This is a genomic window from Pseudomonas sp. FSL R10-0056 (assembly GCF_009600105.1).
Lineage (GTDB): Bacteria > Pseudomonadota > Gammaproteobacteria > Pseudomonadales > Pseudomonadaceae > Aquipseudomonas > Aquipseudomonas bubulae.
The window spans coordinates 36,011-51,728 of the sequence record NZ_WIWL01000237.1 but is presented as its reverse complement, the minus strand read 5'-3'; the positions used below and the strand labels follow the sequence as shown (position 1 = coordinate 51,728).

The 15,718-nt window shown below is 58.3% G+C and carries 15 protein-coding genes; 11 read left to right on the top strand and 4 right to left on the bottom strand.

Features of this window, described 5'->3' with window-relative positions:
* The first annotated feature begins 5 nt into the window (after positions 1-5).
* Positions 6-953 carry a GlxA family transcriptional regulator gene (locus GHO42_RS24160; protein WP_153326883.1) on the top strand — a complete coding sequence of 316 codons (948 nt, stop codon included), beginning with the start codon at positions 6-8 and terminating at the stop codon, positions 951-953.
* Here GHO42_RS24160 and GHO42_RS24155 read toward each other — a convergent pair.
* Both GHO42_RS24155 and GHO42_RS24150 read right to left on the bottom strand, forming a co-directional pair.
* Positions 943-1,359, bottom strand: a complete 417-nt coding sequence (locus GHO42_RS24155) for a DUF3010 family protein (RefSeq protein ID WP_094999822.1) — start codon at positions 1,357-1,359, stop codon at positions 943-945. The genes GHO42_RS24160 and GHO42_RS24155 overlap by 11 nt on opposite strands.
* A gap of 28 nt (positions 1,360-1,387) precedes the next feature.
* Entirely contained in the window at positions 1,388-1,789 is a 402-nt protein-coding gene (locus GHO42_RS24150; RefSeq protein WP_153326881.1) for a lysozyme inhibitor LprI family protein, read from the bottom strand.
* A 220-nt stretch (positions 1,790-2,009) separates the two neighbouring features.
* Between GHO42_RS24150 and GHO42_RS24145 the strand changes: the two genes are divergently transcribed.
* The 6 genes from GHO42_RS24145 (at position 2,010) to GHO42_RS24120 (ending at position 9,925) form a co-directional block, all read left to right on the top strand.
* Positions 2,010-2,987, top strand: coding sequence for a dipeptidase (locus GHO42_RS24145; protein ID WP_094999824.1), 978 nt, complete (start codon positions 2,010-2,012; stop codon positions 2,985-2,987).
* 178 nt (positions 2,988-3,165) lie between these two features.
* Entirely contained in the window at positions 3,166-3,696 is a 531-nt protein-coding gene (locus GHO42_RS24140) for a 4-vinyl reductase (RefSeq protein ID WP_153326878.1), read from the top strand.
* A gap of 15 nt (positions 3,697-3,711) precedes the next feature.
* Positions 3,712-5,772, top strand: a complete 2,061-nt coding sequence (gene dgcA, locus GHO42_RS24135; RefSeq protein WP_095023221.1) for a dimethylglycine demethylation protein DgcA — start codon at positions 3,712-3,714, stop codon at positions 5,770-5,772.
* Between the two features lie 135 nt (positions 5,773-5,907).
* Positions 5,908-7,848, top strand: a complete 1,941-nt coding sequence (dgcB, locus tag GHO42_RS24130; protein WP_153326876.1) for a dimethylglycine demethylation protein DgcB — start codon at positions 5,908-5,910, stop codon at positions 7,846-7,848.
* Positions 7,845-9,098: an electron transfer flavoprotein subunit alpha/FixB family protein gene (locus tag GHO42_RS24125; protein WP_153326874.1), complete on the top strand. Its 1,254-nt coding sequence runs from the start codon at positions 7,845-7,847 to the stop codon at positions 9,096-9,098. The genes dgcB and GHO42_RS24125 overlap by 4 nt, the downstream gene beginning before the upstream one ends.
* 56 nt (positions 9,099-9,154) lie before the next feature.
* Positions 9,155-9,925, top strand: a complete 771-nt coding sequence (locus GHO42_RS24120; protein ID WP_095025286.1) for an electron transfer flavoprotein subunit beta — start codon at positions 9,155-9,157, stop codon at positions 9,923-9,925.
* 30 nt (positions 9,926-9,955) lie between these two features.
* On the opposite strand, the gene GHO42_RS24115 is transcribed toward GHO42_RS24120, so the two are convergent.
* Entirely contained in the window at positions 9,956-10,618 is a 663-nt protein-coding gene (locus tag GHO42_RS24115; protein WP_323165439.1) for a transglycosylase SLT domain-containing protein, read from the bottom strand.
* Between the two features lie 1,092 nt (positions 10,619-11,710).
* On the opposite strand from GHO42_RS24115, the gene GHO42_RS24110 reads away from it, so the two are divergent.
* Positions 11,711-12,286, top strand: coding sequence for a GNAT family N-acetyltransferase (locus tag GHO42_RS24110; RefSeq protein ID WP_153326872.1), 576 nt, complete (start codon positions 11,711-11,713; stop codon positions 12,284-12,286).
* 23 nt (positions 12,287-12,309) lie between these two features.
* On the opposite strand, the gene gbcA is transcribed toward GHO42_RS24110, so the two are convergent.
* On the bottom strand, positions 12,310-13,602 hold the full coding sequence (gene gbcA, locus GHO42_RS24105) for a glycine-betaine demethylase subunit GbcA (protein WP_094999832.1): 1,293 nt from the start codon (positions 13,600-13,602) through the stop codon (positions 12,310-12,312).
* A 281-nt stretch (positions 13,603-13,883) separates the two neighbouring features.
* Here gbcA and gbcB point away from each other — a divergent pair, with 281 nt between their 5' ends.
* The 3 genes from gbcB to GHO42_RS24090 all read left to right on the top strand — a co-directional run bounded on the left by gbcB (position 13,884) and on the right by GHO42_RS24090 (position 15,653).
* Positions 13,884-14,984: a glycine-betaine demethylase subunit GbcB gene (gene gbcB / locus GHO42_RS24100; RefSeq protein WP_094999833.1), complete on the top strand. Its 1,101-nt coding sequence runs from the start codon at positions 13,884-13,886 to the stop codon at positions 14,982-14,984.
* 145 nt (positions 14,985-15,129) lie between these two features.
* Positions 15,130-15,354: a hypothetical protein gene (locus GHO42_RS24095; protein ID WP_016782568.1), complete on the top strand. Its 225-nt coding sequence runs from the start codon at positions 15,130-15,132 to the stop codon at positions 15,352-15,354.
* Positions 15,351-15,653 (top strand): cell division protein ZapA, encoded by a 303-nt coding sequence (locus GHO42_RS24090; protein ID WP_094999834.1) that lies wholly within the window; start codon positions 15,351-15,353, stop codon positions 15,651-15,653. The genes GHO42_RS24095 and GHO42_RS24090 overlap by 4 nt, the downstream gene beginning before the upstream one ends.
* Positions 15,654-15,718: the final 65 nt, after the last annotated feature.

The window sequence follows — 15,718 nt, the reverse complement described above, 5'->3', positions numbered from 1 at the left end:
CCCCTATGGCCCAGGATTTCTACTTCCTTCTGCTGCCCGGCTTTTCCTCAATGGGCTTTATTTCGGCCATCGAGCCGCTGCGGGTGGCCAACCGTTTTCGCGGTGAGCTGTACCGCTGGCATGTGCTCAGTTGCGGGGGTGGCGCCGTGTTGGCGAGCAACGGTATGTCGGTCAATGCCGAAGGCGGGTTTGAGGCACTTGAAGCCGAGGCGACGTTGTTGGTGGTGGCCGGCTTTGATCCGCTGACCCACGTGACCCCGGCGCTGATTCAGTGGCTGCGTCGGCTGGACAACGACGGCGTCACCTTGGGTGGCATCGACACGGGTAGCGTGGTACTGGCGCAGGCAGGTTTGCTCGACGGCTATCGCCTGACCTTGCATTGGGAGGCGCTGGAAGCGTTCAAGGAGTCATACCCCAGGCTGCATGTGACTCAAGAGCTGTTTGAGATTGACCGCCAGCGCATCACCTGTGCGGGCGGCACAGCCTCCATCGACCTGATGCTCGACCTGATAGCCCAGGCTTATGGGCCTGAGTTGGCGATTCAGGTGTCCGAGCAATTCGTGCTTGGCCGTATCCGTCAGCGCAAAGACCACCAGCGCATGCAGGTCGCCAGCCGTTATGGCATTCATAACAAGAAATTGGTGCAGGTGATTGGCGAGATGGAACAGCACAGCGAGCCGCCACTGAGCACTGCGCAACTGGCGCTTGGCATCAACGTTACGCGGCGCCAGCTGGAGCGTCTGTTCCGTTTGCACCTGAACGACACCCCGCGCAACTTCTATCTGGGCCTGCGCCTGGAAAAGGCCCGGCAACTGCTGCGTCAGACCGACATGAGCGTGCTGGACATCAGCATTGCCTGCGGCTTTGAGTCACCGTCGTATTTCACCCGCAGCTACCGGGCGCGGTTTACCTGTGCGCCGAGGCAGGATCGGGTTGCCGCTACTAACCCTTGAGCAACGCCGCACACGCCGCCTTGTAGGCCTCATGCTGATACTTGTTCAGCGAGGCGGGCAAGTCGAAGGCGTGTTTCTTGTATTGCGCATTGAGGGTCTGTGGCGACAGCAACTGCACCTCGCAATCGTCCAGCAACTGGATGATGCCCTCGATCTTGAAGGTAGTCGGGCCACCGGCAAATTCACCCTTTTTGCTGCGCTTCTTGATTGCAATGCGGGTGATGCCGTTGGCTTTCACAAAGGCCGCTATTTGCATGGCGAAGGCTTTGACGTTGACGCTCTCGTCATCGTCGTCCAGGGCGATTTTCTTGGTGGCATTGGCCCTGTGTTCAAGGCCATTGGCGCCTTGGGCTGCCATTGCAAAAATGGCTTCGCTGCCTTTGATCTCGATACCGCAAATAGTCATAAAAACCCTGGTTTATTCAATATGAAGATCAGTCCTGCCCGATCGATTCCAGAAACTCTGAACGGTCATCGCTGATACGCGCCATGCAATCGTTCTGGGCGATGTTGAACGCTTCGGTGCCGGCGGTGGCGGGGAACACGGCAATTGCGCAATCGGCGTCGCGCTGGTGCAACCACAGGGCCTGGGCGGTCTTTATCTTGCTCAGGATGTTATTGAGTTGCGTCGCGTTACTGCCGTACAGCGAAGTCATGCGTTCCTGCAGGGCTTCGTAGTTTTCGTTCAGCAATTGTTCGGCAGCATTCTTGCTGAACACCGAGCACGCCAGGGTTTGGCGGTCGTTTTCTACCGCGTCGCACGGGTTGTAGTCGGCATTTTCAGCTGCATGAGCGCCGCCGGTGAACAATGCCAAGGCCAGGAGAATCGATTTCATTGCCGCTTCCTAATCCATAGTTGGGGCCGATTCTGGCTTATGCGTGAGCCAAAGAACAGATAGCTCATGACATTGCTGTCGGCGGCTTTGTCGCGTGTTGACGCTTTCGGCAATTGCGCTGTCGCTTTTGCACCCGGCTGGTTTTGACCCCGGGCCTATGCTGGCCCCAATAGCGCCGGCAGACGATTCGGCGCAGCAAACGCCAATAAGGGGACGCCTGATGAGCCCAACCGAGTTGCACGCAGACAGTATCGTTATCGACGGGCTGATCATTGCCAAATGGAACCGCGAACTGTTTGAAGACATGCGCAAGGGCGGCCTCACGGCGGCCAACTGCACTGTGTCGGTATGGGAGGGCTTCCAGGCCACGATCAACAACATCGTCGCCAGCCAGACCCTGATCCGCGACAACAGCGACCTGGTGCTTGCGGTCAAGACCACTGCCGATATCCGTCGCGCCAAGGAACAGGGCAAGACCGGGATCATCTTCGGCTTCCAGAATGCCCATGCCTTTGAAGACCAGCTGGGCTATATCGAGATCTTCAAGCAGCTCGGCGTTGGCGTGGTGCAGATGTGCTACAACACCCAGAACCTGGTGGGCACCGGCTGCTATGAACGCGATGGCGGGCTCTCGGGGTTTGGCCGTGAAGTAGTGGCTGAAATGAACCGTGTCGGGATCATGTGCGACCTGTCCCACGTGGGTTCGAAAACCTCGGAAGAGGTGATCCTGGAATCGAAAAAACCGGTCTGCTATTCCCACTGCCTGCCTTCCGGCCTCAAGGAACATCCACGCAACAAATCCGACGCCGAGCTCAAGTTCATTGCCGACCATGGCGGTTTTGTCGGGGTGACCATGTTCGCGCCGTTTCTGGCCAAGGGTATTGATTCGACCATCGACGACTACGCCGAAGCGATCGAATACACCATGAATATTGTCGGCGAAGATTCGATCGGTATCGGCACTGACTTTACCCAGGGCCACGGTCAGGACTTTTTCGAAATGCTGACCCACGACAAGGGCTACGCCCGCCGCCTGACCAGCTTCGGCAAGATCATCAACCCGCTGGGCATCCGCACCGTGGGCGAGTTCCCCAACCTGACCGAAACCCTGCTCAAGCGCGGCCACAACGAGCGCGTGGTGCGCAAGATCATGGGCGAGAACTGGGTCAACGTGCTCAAGGATGTCTGGGGCGAGTAACTGCACCGTATTTGTTGCGTAGCAGCTGCCGAAGGCTGCGTCCGGCTGCGAAGCAGTCGTAAACCCATATTGCACATTTTTCCTGTCAGGGCGCAGTGAGCGGTTTTGCGACCGCTTCGCGCTCGAACGCAGCCTTCGACAGCTGCACGGGACTTCATCATCTTTTGGAGCGCTACCCATGGCCAAAATCGCCCCGCAATTACCCATCGAAGTCGACAGCGAAACCGGCGTCTGGACTTCCGACGCTTTGCCGATGCTCTATGTGCCGCGCCACTTTTTCGTCAACAACCACATGGGCATTGAAGAAGTCCTTGGCGCTGATACCTACGCCGACATTCTTTACAAGGCCGGCTACAAATCCGCCTGGCACTGGTGCGAAAAAGAAGCCGAATGCCACGGCATCGAAGGCGTCGCGGTGTTCGAACACTACATGAAACGCCTGTCCCAGCGCGGCTGGGGCCTGTTCAAGATCCAGGACATCGATCTCGACAAAGGCACTGCCACCATCAAGCTGGAACACTCCTGCTTTGTGTACGTGTACGGCAAGGTCGGGCGCAAGGTCGACTACATGTTCACCGGCTGGTTTGCCGGCGCCATGGACCAGATTCTGCACGCCCGTGGCAGCAACATCCGCACCGTGGCAGAACAGCTTTATAGCGGATCGGAAGAAGGCCACGACCACGGCCTGTTTATCGTCAAGCCGTTGTAAGTCGAGGATCGTGATATGGCGTTCGAAGCAATGTTTGAGCCGATTCAAATCGGCAAGCTGACCATCCGCAACCGTGTGCTGAGCACCGCCCATGCCGAGGTGTATGCCACCGATGGCGGCATGACCACCGAGCGTTATGTGCAGTACTACGAAGAAAAGGCCAAGGGCGGTATCGGCCTGGCGATTTGCGGCGGCTCTTCGGTGGTGGCCATCGACAGTCCGCAAGAGTGGTGGAGTTCGGTCAACCTGAGCACTGACCGCATTATCCCGCACTTCCAGAACCTGGCCGATGCCATGCACAAGCATGGCGCCAAGATCATGATCCAGATTACCCACATGGGCCGCCGCTCGCGCTGGGACGGCTTCAACTGGCCGACCCTGATGTCACCTTCCGGTGTACGTGAGCCGGTGCACCGGGCCACATGCAAAACCATCGAGCCTGAAGAAATCAGGCGGATCATCGGTAACTACGCCAGTGCCGCAGGCCGGGCCAAAGCCGGTGGACTGGACGGGGTTGAGCTGTCGGCGGTGCACCAGCACATGATTGACCAGTTCTGGAGCCCGCGTGTCAACAAACGCACGGATGAATGGGGCGGCAGTTTTGAAAACCGCATGCGTTTCGGCCTCGAAGTGCTCAAGGCCGTGCGCGCTGAAGTCGGCCCGGATTTCTGCGTGGGCATCCGCCTGTGCGGGGATGAATTTCACCCTGATGGCCTGAGCCATGAGGACATGAAACAAATTGCCAAGTACTACGACGACACCGGCATGCTCGACTTTATCGGCGTGGTCGGCTCGGGCTGTGACACCCATAACACCCTGGCCAACGTAATCCCCAATATGAGCTTTCCGCCGGAGCCGTTTTTGCACCTGGCCGCCGGGATCAAGGAAGTGGTCAAGGCCCCGGTGCTGCATGCGCAGAACATCAAGGATCCGAACCAGGCCACGCGGATTCTGGAAGGGGGTTATGTCGACATGGTGGGCATGACCCGTGCCCATATCGCCGATCCGCACCTGATCGCCAAGATCAAGATGGGCCAGGTCGACCAGATTAAACAATGCGTGGGTGCCAACTACTGCATTGACCGTCAGTACCAGGGGCTGGACGTGCTGTGCATCCAGAACGCGGCCACCTCCCGGGAATATATGGGCGTGCCGCATATCATCGAAAAATCCACCGGGGCCAAACGCAAGGTGGTGATTGTCGGCGCCGGGCCAGCAGGGATGGAGGCGGCACGGGTAGCTGCCGAGCGCGGTCATGACGTGACCCTGTTCGAGAAAAAGGACGCCATCGGCGGGCAGATCACCACCGCCTCCAAAGCGCCTCAGCGTGACCAGATGGCAGGCATCACCCGCTGGTTTCAACTGGAACTGGCGCGCCTGAAAGTTGACCTGCGCCTGGGCACCGCAGCGGATGCGGCGACGATTATGGACTTGCGTCCGGACATTGTGGTGCTGGCGGTGGGCGGGCACCCGTTTGTAGAGCAGAACGAACACTGGGGCGCGGCCGAAGGGCTGGTGGTCAGCAGCTGGGATGTACTCGACGGCAAAGTGGCGCCCGGCAAAAACGTGCTGGTGTACGACACCATTTGCGAATTTACCGGTATGTCGGTGGCCGATTTTGCGGCGGACAAGGGAGCGCAGGTCGAGATCGTGACCGACGACACCAAGCCCGGTGTGGCCATTGGCGGCACGTCATTCCCCACGTATTACCGCAGCCTGTATCCCAAGGAAGTGGTCATGACCGGCGACATGATGCTGGAGAAGGTCTACCGCGAGGGTGACAAGGTGATTGCTGTGCTGGAGAACGAATACACCGGTGTCAAAGAGGAGCGGGTGGTCGATCAGGTAATCATCGAAAACGGTGTGCGACCGGATGAAGAGCTGTATTACGGGCTCAAGCCGGATTCGCGCAACAAGGGCCAGATCGACGTCGAAGCGCTGTTCGCGATCAAGCCGCAACCGTGCTTGAGCGAGGCGGGGGACGGCTACCTGCTGTTTCGTATCGGTGACTGTGTGGCCCAGCGCAACGTGCATGCAGCGATCTATGACGCGCTGCGGTTGTGCAAGGATTTTTGACCCGACACCGAACCAATGTGGGGGCGGGCTTGCTCGCGATAAACGATCACGCGGTGGTGCTGATGCACCGCGTCGCCTGAATCGCGAGCAAGCCCGCTCTCACATCAGACCTGCGTGGTCTTTGGGAGCTTCACCATGCTCAATATCGTTCTTCCCATCCTGCTGTTCGCCGCCCTCGTCCTGGCGATTGCGGGCGCCATTCGGCGCATGAACATGTGGCGCCGTGGTCGCCCGGCCAAGGTCGATCTGCTTGGCGGGCTGCTGGCCATGCCCCGGCGCTACATGGTCGATCTGCACCACGTGGTCGCCCGCGACAAATACATGGCCAACACCCACGTCGCCACTGCTGGCGGCTTTGTGCTGGCGGCCGTGCTGGCGATCCTGGTGCATGGCCTGGGCCTGCATAACCGCATCCTCGGCTATGCCTTGCTGTTGGCCACGGCGCTGATGTTTGTGGGCGCGCTGTTCGTGTTCAAGCGTCGCCTGAACCCACCCTCGCGCCTGTCCAAAGGCCCGTGGATGCGCCTGCCGAAAAGCTTGCTGGTGTTTTCCGCCAGTTTTTTCATCCTCACCTTGCCGGTTGCAGGGCTGTTGCCCGAAGGCTTCGGCGGTTGGATGCTGGCGGCGGTTTTAAGCGTGGGCGTGGCGTGGGGTGTGTCGGAATTATTTTTCGGCATGACCTGGGGCGGGCCGATGAAGCACGCCTTCGCGGGCGCATTGCATCTGGCCTGGCACCGCCGCGCCGAGCGCTTTGGCGGCGGCCGTTCAACAGGGCTAAAACCGCTGGATTTAAACGATCGCAGTGCGCCCCTGGGCGTGGAAAAACCCAAGGATTTCACCTGGAACCAATTGCTGGGGTTTGACGCCTGCGTGCAATGCGGCAAATGCGAAGCCGCCTGCCCGGCTTTCGCCGCCGGCCAGCCGCTCAATCCAAAGAAACTGATTCAGGACATGGTGGTCGGCCTCGCGGGCGGCACCGATGCTCACTTTGCTGGCAGTCCCTATCCCGGCAAACCTATTGGTGAGCATGGCGGCAACCCGCATCAGCCGATCGTCAACGGGCTGGTCGATGCCGACACGCTGTGGTCCTGCACCACTTGCCGCGCCTGCGTTGAAGAGTGCCCGATGATGATCGAGCATGTGGACGCCATCGTCGATATGCGCCGTTTCCTGACCCTGGAAAAAGGTGCGACACCGAACAATGGCGCGCAGGTGCTGGACAACCTGATCGCCACCGATAACCCCGGCGGTTTTGCCCCCGGCGGGCGGATGAACTGGGCAGCGGACCTGAACCTCGACCTGATGCGCGACAAGCCCGCCGTGGACGTGTTGTTCTGGGTCGGTGACGGGGCTTTCGACATGCGTAACCAGCGCACCTTGCGTGCCTTTGTCAAAGTGCTCAAGGCCGCCCGGGTCAACTTTGCCGTGTTGGGCCTGGAAGAGCGCGACAGTGGCGACGTGGCCCGGCGTCTGGGGGATGAAGCGACCTTTCAGGCGCTGGCTAAGCGCAATATCCAGACCCTGGCGCAGTACAGCTTCCAGCGCATCGTCACCTGCGATCCGCACAGTTTTCATGTGCTGAAAAACGAATACGGCGCCTTTGGCGGCGACTACCTTGTGCAACATCACAGCACTTATATGGCCGAGTTGATCGATGCCGGCCTGCTCAATCTTGCCGCGGATGCGGGCGGCAGCGTGACCTATCACGACCCCTGCTACCTGGGCCGCTATAACGGCGAATACGAGGCGCCGCGTGCGGTACTGCGCGCCTTGGGCATCGAGGTCAAGGAGATGCAGCGTTCGGGCTTTCGTTCCCGTTGCTGTGGTGGCGGTGGCGGCGCGCCGATTACCGACATCCCCGGCAAGCAGAGGATCCCCGACATGCGCATGGACGATATCCGTGAGACGGGCGCCGAGCGTGTGGCGGTGGGTTGCCCGCAATGCACGGCGATGCTCGAAGGGGTGGTCGAACCCCGTCCGCAAATCAAGGACATTGCCGAACTGGTGGCCGATGCGCTGATTGAAGACGTCGTGGCCAAACCTGTCCGACGGCCAGAATCGGAGGTGATCGCATGAGTGACATTATCCGCCGCGACCCACGGGCCGAGTGGATCGCCCGTAACCGTCTGCATCCGTTGCACGCGGCCATGCAACCCGTGCAGCAGAGCTGGATGGGGCCCAATGGCGTAGTGCGCAAAAATGTCCATGGTGCGGGTTTTATCGGCCCCAACGGCATCAAGCGCATAGACCGCAGCGGCGTGCAGCAGGGCGGGACCAGCAGGCGCGCGGCCAGCGTCGAGGTGCAATTACCGCTGCATCAGGTCGCGGCCCCGGCGTTTTATATCGCCGTGGTGCCGGATATGGTCGGGGGCCGCCTGAGCAGCCACGACCGCGATCTGCTGGGGCTGGCCCACCAATTGGCGGGCAGCGACGGAGCGGTGCTGGCGGTGGTATTCGGCGAGTCCAGGGAGACCGCCTTTGCCACGGCCGGGGTTGATCGGCTGTTGATGCTCGACAGTGAAGGTTATGCACCGGAGCACCAGGTGCTGGGTTTACGGGCTGTGGATAACCAGTTCACGCCACGCCACTGGCTATTGCCTGACAGCCGCAGTGGTGGCGGTGAATTGGGCCGGCGCTTTGCCGCCAGCCTGGGAGAACGCCCGGCCACGCGGGTCTGGCAACTCAAGGATGGCGTTTGCATCGGCCGTGCCGGGGCAGGTCAGCAAGATGTCGTCCAGCCGTTGCGGCGGTTGATTCTGGCAGCGGCCGAGTGTGCAGAGCCGGTCAGTGAAACCCGGCATGAAGCGCTGGAGGTGCAGTTATCCACAGCAGCTGCCAGCTGTTTGCCGCGTATTGAGGATCTGGGCGCGGTTGAAGTTGACCCTGCTGCGATTCCCATGGCTGAAGCCGAATTTATCCTCAGCGGTGGTAACGGGATCAAGGACTGGGGACTTTTCCACAGGGCTGCCACTGCCCTTGGCGCCACCGAAGGTGCATCACGGGTGGCGGTGGACGATGGCTTTATGGGTCGCGAGCGTCAGGTGGGGGCCAGCGGGGTATGGGTCACGGCGCGGGTGTATGTGGCGGTCGGGATCAGCGGGGCGATCCAGCATCTGCAAGGGATTGGTGCCTGTGACAAGGTGGTGGCGATCAACCTTGACCCTGGCTGCGACATGGTCAAACGCGCGGATGTGTCGGTGATTGGTGACGGTGCGGCGGTGCTTGAGGCACTGATCGAGGCTGTGGATAACTGGCGCAGCGCAACCTCTGTGGGAGTGGGCTTGCCCGCGACTCGGGCGACCCGGTCAGCCGATACACCGCAGTGATTCCATCGCGAGCAAGCCCGCTCCCACAGGATTGAGTTCAGTCTGGAGATTTGCAAATGACCATCGCCACCGTTGCACTGGTTTCAATCGGCGCCCATCCTGCTTCAGGCCGCGCCCGTCGCGCCGAACAGGACGCCCGTGCTGTCGAACTGGGCCTGGAGCTGGCCGGTGACAGCCTGCATGTGCTGCACGCGGGTAACCCCCATGAACCGGCCTTGCGCGCCTATCTGGGCATGGGACTGGAGGAGCTTCATGTGCTGGAGCAACCCGACGGCGCCGATGCCGTGCCAGCGTTGCGCGATTACATCCGTGAAGCGGGCGTGCAACTGGTACTCACCGGCAGCCAGGCCGAAACCGGTGAGGGTTCGGGCATGCTGCCGTACCTGTTGGCCGAAGAGCTGGGCTGGCCGCTGCTGGTAGGCGTGGCGCAGATTGAATCTATCCACAATGGCGTGGCCCAGGTGCTGCAAGCCTTGCCCCGGGGGCAGCGGCGCAGGCTGCAAGTGCGACTGCCATTTATGGTTACTGTGGATAACGCTGCTCCCAAGGCGCGCCAAAGCGCCTACGGCCCGGCTACAAGGGGGCTGGTCAGTGCCGAAGTGGTTGAAATCGTTGCCGATGAGTTATCCACAACCGGCGTATTGCAACCTGCCCGACCACGGCCCAAGCGCTTGAAGGTGATAAGGGCCAAAAGTGGTGCAGATCGCATGAAAGCAGCTACCGCCAAGGCGGCTGGGGGTTCCGGGCAAGTTCACAAAGGGCTCAGTGCTCAAGCGGGAGCCGAGGTGATTCTCAAGCTCCTGATCGAAGAAGGCGTTGTGCGCTAGCGTTTGCGGCCGGAACCTGAGCCAGCGACATCATTTGTATTTGCGCTCGCCGCCAGATGCAAATATGGCCTGAGATTTACGGGCGTCAGCCTGGAGTCTTTGCTCGCGCTGGCTGACTAACTGCCCGTAGTACCCCTTGACGCGAAGGGCGTAACGATTGCGCAGATGTTCACGATTTGGCTTTGTTCCGGCGTTATAGGCGCCCACGGCGTCCCAGCTGTAACCCAGTTGTTTGACAAATTTGGCGAGGATCCAGGCACCGGCCATGACACTGGTGCAGGGTTGAGTCTGTAGTTGATATTCACTAATGCCAAAAGTGGCAAGGTGTTTCAAATGGCGACTGTTGACTTGCATCAAGCCTATATCGTAAGTCCCGTCTTTATTGACGTTGCGTGCGGCCGGATTCATTTTCGATTCAACTTGGGCAATGGCATGTAACAGCAACGGATCAATGTCATAGCGGTTGCCTGCATCCTGCCAGCAATTAGCATGTGCGAAGGTCGGTGTTAGTCCCGCACATATGACAAGTATAATCAAAAATGAATGTTTCATATCAAGACCTCGCCGTTTCAGATAACGGATAAAGCAGGGGTGCCAATCTAATCGATAGATTGTTTTATCCTGTTGAATCTGCACGGTTTTATTGATAATTAATAAGGGATCCGCAGTGTTAAGTGTGGCGCGCAAGATCACAAAATTTTCACGTTTAAACTATAAGTATTGGCGGGTTTTAGGGGCGTGTTACCTGCAGTTTTTGTAGGTGGTTGAGTGCCTGTATAAACAGGGTAGCGAACAGGCTGCATAAAAATAAATATAGGACTTATTCGATTGATGGCAATTATCCTGCAATCAAAATTGGATCCATTGAAATGAACCGGCTAATAGTGAGTTGGTTATCTTTTTGTTGGGTTGTTCATTTTGTGAGTGTTTAGAGTTGTTTAATAGGGGGGAGGGGGCTTGCAGGCTGAAATTGATATAATGTTTGGCGTGATGCCAAATCTCTAAAAAGTCTAAGAAACGTGGCAGATGATGGTGATCGATCCAGTGTTTTTAACGTCTGATATCACTGCCTTCGCGAGCGAGTTTGCGGACAGCATTTTAGTAGGCAAGGTACTGCCAGACATCTGCGCAAAGTTACCCCGGGTTTCTGTGTGCCTGCCTGTGGGTAACCTGTCTGTATTTGCTTGCAGGGCCCGGCTGACGTGGCTCCTGCAGGTTTGTACAAAAAATGATCGCTGCCAGGAAATCACACTTGCAGAGCGCTTGCTTTGTTTACCCACAAACTCTGTTGGTGAAGGTGTGGATAAGTTGTTCGCTCTATCCTGCAGGCCTTTATATTAAAGGGCTCCAAGGTGCTGATCAAAAAATGTTCAATCCACGTTGGCATCGTCTTTTGATGGGATAAAACCAGCCAATACAAGGGCTAAGGGAGTTTTCAACAGGGTGGATAAAGTTGCGCACATATTCAGTTGGTCAAACTGTGGATAAGGTGGGTGTGGTTATCTGCAGGCCTTTAAAACCGTGGCTTGTGCAGGTTTGCACAAAAAATGTACAGATGTCTGCCCCGGTAGTGATCCATGACTTCCCCACAGTTGCTGTGGGTGTGCCTGTGGACAAGATGTTGGTGAAGGGCTGTAGCCCTTTGATTGCATGGGCTAGAGGGGAGTGGTTAAAAAACGATCATTAGCATGCAATACATGGACATAAATGAGGCCAGGGTTGTGTGTTGTTGACTTGAATCGGTTTGAGCTAAAAAGAGTCCTGTGCCCCCGTGGAGTAAAACGAATGAGCGTTTCATTTCGTCCAGCAGTGCGTGCCGATGCACGCGAAATTGCACGTCTTTTTCAGATATCGTCCGAAGGCTGCGCCGATTACATCTGGAGTCAGATGGCGCAGCCGGGTCAGCAACTACTGGACGTCGGGGAGATGCGTTATGCCCGTGCGGGGGTCATATTTTCGTATGAAAACTGCTGGATTGCCGAGGCCGAGGGCCAGGTGATCGGCATGATGCACAGCTTTGAGATGCGCGACGACCCGGATGCCCAGCCTGAGACTGACCCGGTGCTGGCACCTTATGCGGATATGGAAATCCCGGACACGCTGTATATCTCAAGCCTGGCTTTGCATAAGGGCTGGCGAAACCTCGGGTTGGGCGCCAGGTTCTTGCTGCATGCCAAGGCGCGTTGCGGCGAACTGGGGCTGACTGGTTTGAGCCTGATCGACTATGCGGCGAACACAGGTGCCCGTCGATTTTATGAGCGCCATGGTTTTGAGATCGTCAAAACCTGCCAGATAACGCCCCACCCGCTGATCCGCGTAACGGGTGAGGCGTATTTGATGCATTGTCCACTTCCCAGTTAAACGCCCCCTGCGCAGATGCAGGTTTACTGGGCAACCACACCCTTGAGATACGCCGCAGGCGCCGCCCCCAGGTTGTTCAGCAGCCGCTCGCTGTACCAGTCGACAAAGTTGACCACGCCAAACTCGTAGGTTTGCGAGTACGGCCCTGGCTGGTAGGCGACCGAGTTGATGCCGCGCTGGTTTTCTTCAGCCAGCCGGCGATCCTGGTCGTTGGTGGCGTCCCAGACCTTGCGCATGCGCTCCACGTCGTAGTCCACGCCTTCTACCGCATCCTTGTGCACCAGCCATTTGGTGCTGACCACGGTTTCCTGCGCGCTGATCGGCCATACGGTAAATACGATGATATGGTCGCCCATGCAGTGGTTCCACGAGTGCGGCAAGTGCAGGATGCGCATTGAGCCCAGGTCCGGGTTTTTGATGCGCCCCATCAGTTTTGCACAGCCTTGCTTGCCGTCCAGGGTCATCGAGACCGTGCCCTTGAGCAGTGGCATGCGCACGATGCGGTTACGCAGGCCGAAGCTGGCGTGGGCATAAGGAATTTTCTCGGCGTCCCAGGCGGCTGCGGAGGCGGCGACGTGATCCTTGAACGCTTGATCGGCGCGCGGGTCGGTGACGTCGTCCCATTCGAGCAGGGTCTTGAGCAACTCAGGGTGCGACGCGTTGCAGTGGTAGCACTCGCGGTTATTTTCCAGTACCAGTTTCCAGTTGGCCTTTTCCACCAGGGTGGTTTGAATCGCCACCTTGGTGTTTTCCATGTCGTAAGGTTCCATATAGTGGTTCAGTGTGGCGAGGAACTCATCGATGGCGGGAGGGTTCTCGGCCAGGCTGATAAAGATATAGCCGCCCGCGGTTTTGACGTTCACCGGCTTGAGGCCGTATTGCTTCATGTCGAAGTCCGCACCCATCTCGGTGCCGGCAAACAACAGGCGCCCGTCCAGCTCATAGGTCCACTGGTGGTAATGACACACCAGTTTGGCGACCTTGCCTTTTTCGCTGGTGCACAGTCGTGAACCACGATGGCGGCACACGTTATGAAAGGCATGCACCTGACCTTCTGCGCCGCGAATCACGATAATCGGGTTCTTGCCCACCTGCAGGGTCAGGAAGTTGCCCTTGGCCGGTATCTCGCAAGTCATGCCTGCAATCAGCCACTCCTTCTGGAAGATCTCCTGCATATCGATTTCGAACAGGCGCTCGTCGTTATAAAACGGCTGTGGCAGCGAAAATGTCCGCTCGCGGTTCTGCAGCATCTCGGCGGTGGCCTTGCGTGCGGGTTCCAGTGGATCGCCCAGGCTCAAGTTTGCGGTGACGTCCATCGTTGTAGTCCTCATGGCCATCGGATGTGGCCTAAAAATGGCTGATCAGGGGTTCGACGCAAGGCAAAGCAATACAAGTGGTAGTGGCGCTGAGTGTGCGTTCGAAGTGCGCCGCAGCCATATCTACGGGCGACATGGCCCAATCTGTTCCCGACGCTGAAGGTGCTGTTTTCAGGGGCTGGTCGCGATAAGTATGTGGATGTCGCGAATGGATAAATGGCCGCTTCGGGGCATGCGCAGAATCGCCAGCAAGAGGCCGGCTGTCGGCCGTGGAGAAGCGCATGTCCAATAGCTTTCTGAACCCGGTAACCACCCAGACCTGGGCCAATGGCCGACACATCGTGCGATGCGTCAAAGTGATTCAGGAAACCTGGGATGTGCGCACCTTCTGTTTTATGGCCGACCAGCCGATCCTGTTCTTTTTCAAACCGGGGCAATTCGTGACCCTGGAGCTGGAAATCGACGGTGACCCGGTGATGCGCTCGTACACTATTTCCAGCTCACCCTCGGTGCCGTACAGCTTTTCGGTGACCATCAAGCGGGTGCCCGGTGGCCGGGTCTCCAACTGGCTGCACGACACCTTGAGCGAAGGCCAGGAACTGGCCGTGCACGGGCCGGTGGGACTGTTTAACGCCATCGACGCGCCGAGCCCCAAAGTGCTCTATCTGAGCGGCGGTGTCGGTATAACCCCGGTAATGTCGATGGCACGCTGGTTTTACGACACCAACGCCAATGTCGACATGGTGTTTATCCACAGCGCCCGCTCGCCCAAGGACATTATTTATCACCGCGAGCTGGAGCATATGGCCTCGCGTATCGACAACTTCAGCCTGCACCTGATCTGCGAGAAGCACGGGCTGGGCGAACCCTGGGCCGGGTATCGCGGTTATCTGAATCATAAGATGCTCGACCTGATGGCCCCCGACTTCATGGAGCGCGAGGTGTTTTGCTGCGGGCCGACGCCTTACATGAACGCGGTCAAGCGCCTGCTGGAAAGCAACGGTTTTGACATGAGCCGTTACCACGAAGAATCCTTTGGCGCGACGCCGCCTGAAGTGCGGGCTGAAGCGGTAGAACAGGCCGAGCAGGCGGCGGACGCACCGGAGCTGGACGTGGCGGACTTGAACCAGGTGGAATTCACCGCGTCCGGCAAGAGCATTCGTGTGGGACCAGCCGAGACCGTGCATGCGGCAGCGGCCAAACTCGGACTGATGATCCCCAAGGCTTGCGGCATGGGCATTTGCGGGACATGCAAGGTGTTGAAACTGGGGGGGGAGGTGGACATGGAGCACAACGGCGGCATTACCGACGAAGATGTGGCCGAGGGTTATATCCTGTCGTGCTGCAGCGTACCGAAAGGGGATGTGCGGATTGAGTTTTGACGGGCTTTCGTGGCTCCAGAACCCTGGCAGGGAACAAAGGTTGCAAACCACAGTCTTTAGGGGTCTGAAAGCAAGGTTGCCGCTAGCTTAGCCGCTGACTTTTCTTTATCGTACGCGCCCTTCGAAACTGCTTGAGAACATCACCATGATTGAGTCATCCCTTAGCAAACTGGAACAACTGGTCAGCGACCTGGTACAGCAAAAACAAGAACTGCTGGATGCCAACGAGCAACTGAACACCGAACTGGCCCAGGCCCGTGACGAGAACGAAAGCCTGCAACTGACCCTGATGGAACAGGAAGAAAAGCAAGGCGCGACCGCAGCCCGCATCCAGGCACTGGTTGAGCGCGCGAGCCCTGTCAGCGCATGAGCCTTGACAGAGACGGAGTAAATGTCGTCTCGATTTTGGGTAACGACTACACGATCAAGGCGCCGGAGGGGGAGCAGAAAACCCTGATGGCGGCCACGGTCATGTTGAAAGCCGCCCTGGCCGAAACGAAAAGAAAGTACCCGAGCCTGATCGGGGACAAGCTGCTGGTGCTGGCAGCACTGAATCTGTGTTCAAAACAGATTGAGTTGCAACTGAGCCACAAACAGGAACTCGACCGTTATCAAGAGCAAGTCAGCGCCACGGTCGATGTGATTGAGCGAACCCTGGGGCAATCCTGACGGTTCGCAAACCAATCACCCCCTGTGGGAGCGGGCTTGCTCGCGATTCAGGCAACGCGGTTTGT

What these genes read in the sequence shown, in the direction of transcription:
- GHO42_RS24160 (WP_153326883.1), top strand. Translation starts at nt 6, where the DNA reads ATGGCCCAGGATTTCTACTTCCTTCTGCTGCCCGGCTTTTCCTCAATG.
- GHO42_RS24155 (WP_094999822.1), bottom strand. Translation starts at nt 1,359, where the DNA reads ATGACTATTTGCGGTATCGAGATCAAAGGCAGCGAAGCCATTTTTGCA.
- GHO42_RS24150 (WP_153326881.1), bottom strand. Translation starts at nt 1,789, where the DNA reads ATGAAATCGATTCTCCTGGCCTTGGCATTGTTCACCGGCGGCGCTCAT.
- GHO42_RS24145 (WP_094999824.1), top strand. Translation starts at nt 2,010, where the DNA reads ATGAGCCCAACCGAGTTGCACGCAGACAGTATCGTTATCGACGGGCTG.
- GHO42_RS24140 (WP_153326878.1), top strand. Translation starts at nt 3,166, where the DNA reads ATGGCCAAAATCGCCCCGCAATTACCCATCGAAGTCGACAGCGAAACC.
- dgcA (WP_095023221.1), top strand. Translation starts at nt 3,712, where the DNA reads ATGGCGTTCGAAGCAATGTTTGAGCCGATTCAAATCGGCAAGCTGACC.
- dgcB (WP_153326876.1), top strand. Translation starts at nt 5,908, where the DNA reads ATGCTCAATATCGTTCTTCCCATCCTGCTGTTCGCCGCCCTCGTCCTG.
- GHO42_RS24125 (WP_153326874.1), top strand. Translation starts at nt 7,845, where the DNA reads ATGAGTGACATTATCCGCCGCGACCCACGGGCCGAGTGGATCGCCCGT.
- GHO42_RS24120 (WP_095025286.1), top strand. Translation starts at nt 9,155, where the DNA reads ATGACCATCGCCACCGTTGCACTGGTTTCAATCGGCGCCCATCCTGCT.
- GHO42_RS24110 (WP_153326872.1), top strand. Translation starts at nt 11,711, where the DNA reads ATGAGCGTTTCATTTCGTCCAGCAGTGCGTGCCGATGCACGCGAAATT.
- gbcA (WP_094999832.1), bottom strand. Translation starts at nt 13,602, where the DNA reads ATGGACGTCACCGCAAACTTGAGCCTGGGCGATCCACTGGAACCCGCA.
- gbcB (WP_094999833.1), top strand. Translation starts at nt 13,884, where the DNA reads ATGTCCAATAGCTTTCTGAACCCGGTAACCACCCAGACCTGGGCCAAT.
- GHO42_RS24095 (WP_016782568.1), top strand. Translation starts at nt 15,130, where the DNA reads ATGATTGAGTCATCCCTTAGCAAACTGGAACAACTGGTCAGCGACCTG.
- GHO42_RS24090 (WP_094999834.1), top strand. Translation starts at nt 15,351, where the DNA reads ATGAGCCTTGACAGAGACGGAGTAAATGTCGTCTCGATTTTGGGTAAC.